At 58.5% G+C, this 2,304-nt stretch carries 2 protein-coding genes; both read left to right on the forward strand.

All coding sequences use genetic code 11. From position 1 onward, the window contains the following. Positions 1-75 precede the first annotated feature (75 nt). Complete coding sequence (locus NW843_RS00755; protein WP_414416659.1) at positions 76-561, forward strand: 2Fe-2S iron-sulfur cluster-binding protein; 486 nt, start codon at positions 76-78, stop codon at positions 559-561. Positions 562-726: 165 nt separating this feature from the next. Continuing rightward, positions 727-2,112 (forward strand): FGGY-family carbohydrate kinase, encoded by a 1,386-nt coding sequence (locus tag NW843_RS00760; protein ID WP_414521822.1) that lies wholly within the window; start codon positions 727-729, stop codon positions 2,110-2,112. Positions 2,113-2,304 lie beyond the last annotated feature (192 nt).

Here is a 2,304-nt window from a genome sequence, read left to right on the forward strand (position 1 = left end):
TGCCCTGTTCCGGCAATCTGCATTGGTGAAAGATGCTAGCTTTTTTAGCATCCAGTAGCCCAAAAAGTGCGGACTATGGTCAAGCGTGTGCGGTTGGATCCCATTGCCCAAGTGTCTGAAATCGCCACCAACAGCAATTTGCTCTCGGTGCTGCTGCAAGAAGAGCTGAATGTGTTGAAAGAGTGCGGTGGGCGCGGCCTCTGCGCCACCTGTCATGTGTACGTTAAGGAGGGGATGGAGTCTTTATCCCCGATGAGCAAGCGGGAGCAGCGCACCCTGGAGGTGATCACCACCTGCAAGCCTAACTCTCGCTTGGCCTGCCAAGCGCGGGTGCTGGGGGAAGGGGTGGTGGTGGAATTGCCTGCCGGGATGTACATCCATGCTTTTCAGGATATCGAGGCGTTGATCGGTCGGCGGGCCGAACAGCCGCTTTTGCACCCTGTAACCGGCGCGGTTTTGGTGCAGGAGGGTAAGCTGATCACCCGCTCGGTGCTGGAATCGGTGAAAGGGCTGGATCTGGATATCCAAGAAGCGTTGGCTCGGAGCAGCCAGGAGTTTTGAAATTGTGATCGCGACAGCGGGCCGGAGTCCTTTCCCATCCTTTAGGCCAGTTTGAGCCACTTGGCCACCCCATCTATACAGAGAGCATTCTTGGGCCTTGGGCACTCCATCATGACAAGGCATTTTCCTTCCTAATGATGAGCTGATGATGAGATGAGTACCCCTATGCCCCCTGTGTTTCTTGGGATCGATCTGGGCACTTCTGGGATGCGGGTGGTGGCCCTCTCAGAACAAGGAGAGGTGGTGGCCAAAAGCGAGCGCCGGTGGGATCCCCCAGAGACCAATCCGGGCCGCTGGTTGCGAACCCTGAAAGCCCTTTTGGGACAACTGACCGCGCAACTGGGGGAGCAGTATTCCATTGCAGCTCTGAGTGCTTGCAGCACTTCCGGCACCATTCTGCCGGTGGATGGTCGAGGCATGCCGTTGGAACAGGCGTGGCTGTATTCTGACCCACGGGGCCAGGCTCAGGCCAAGCAATTGGGGATCCCTGCCAGTTGGGGTCTCAGCCGTTGGCTGTGGTGGGCGGAAGCCTATCCTGATCAGTATCGAGACAGCTACTTGGCCCATCCGGCGGACTTTTTGCTGAGCCAACTGGGGGGGCGCAGGCAGGTGACCGATCACACCCATGCCCTCAAGAGCGGTTTCGACCTGGAGGCCTACACCTGGCCTCAGGAGTGGTTGGCGCGGCAGGGCCTAAACCCCAAGCATTTCCCCGAGGTGGTGCCGCCGGGAACAGTTTTAGGAACGGTGCGAGCAGACTGGGGGTTGGGGCCGGAAGTGCTGATCGCGGCAGGGATCACGGATGGCTGTGCCGGGCAATTAGCAGCAGGGGCCACCCGCTTAGGTCAGGTTTCCACCAGCTTGGGCACAACCCTCATTTTCAAGGCCAACAGTCCGGATCCCATACAAACCCCAAGCATCTATTCCCATTTGCACCCGGACTGTGCTCCACACCACTGTCGCGAACGAACGGTTTGGTGGCCGGGAGCGGCTTCCTTTTGTGGAGGCGGAGTTTTGCCCCATTACTTCCCTGGCGGCAACTTGCAAGTGCTGGATCAGCAAGCCCAGGCTTATCTGCCCACTGGGCTGGTCAGCTATCCCCTTTGTCAGCCGGGAGAACGTTTTCCCATTGTCGATCCCCGGTTTGCCGGGTTCTTGCCGGAGGCAGAAGAGGGATCCCCCCGTTTTTATGCTGCGTTGTTAGAGGGGGTAGCCATGGTCGAGCGGCTGGGGCTGGAAACGTTGGCGGCTCAAGGGATCCCGGTGTCAGAACAGAGTCCGATGTTCACCACCGGCGGAGGCAGCAAAAGCCCTCTCTGGTTGCGCCTACGCGCCAGCATCCTTGCTCGTCCCTTGGCTGTGGTGAAACACCCGGAGCCGGCTGTGGGGGCAGCCATCTTGGCCGCTTCTGCCTATTGGTGCTGCTCTGTCCAACAGGCTGCCGATCGATTGGTACAGGTAGAACGCTATGTTCAACCGGATCCAGAGTGGGTGAAGTCTTACGCAGAGATCTACTCGGTCTTTCACAGCCGCCTGAGCAACCTGCTTTGACATGTTCCCTGCTTTACTGGCTTGCTTCCCCGTAGCGGTAGGGTGAGGATTCTTGTTACTGGTTCCACAACAGCCCTTGCCGCAAAGGATCCCGTCCCGCTTTCGCCAGTAGGTTTCCCCTCTAAAACAGCGATGATGGTTTCCCAGTTGTTCAGCTAGAAATCGCAGGAGCCCCGCACTGTACCCGTAGGG

This window comes from Synechococcus sp. R5-12 (assembly GCF_047502655.1).
GTDB lineage: Bacteria > Cyanobacteriota > Cyanobacteriia > Thermostichales > Thermostichaceae > Thermostichus.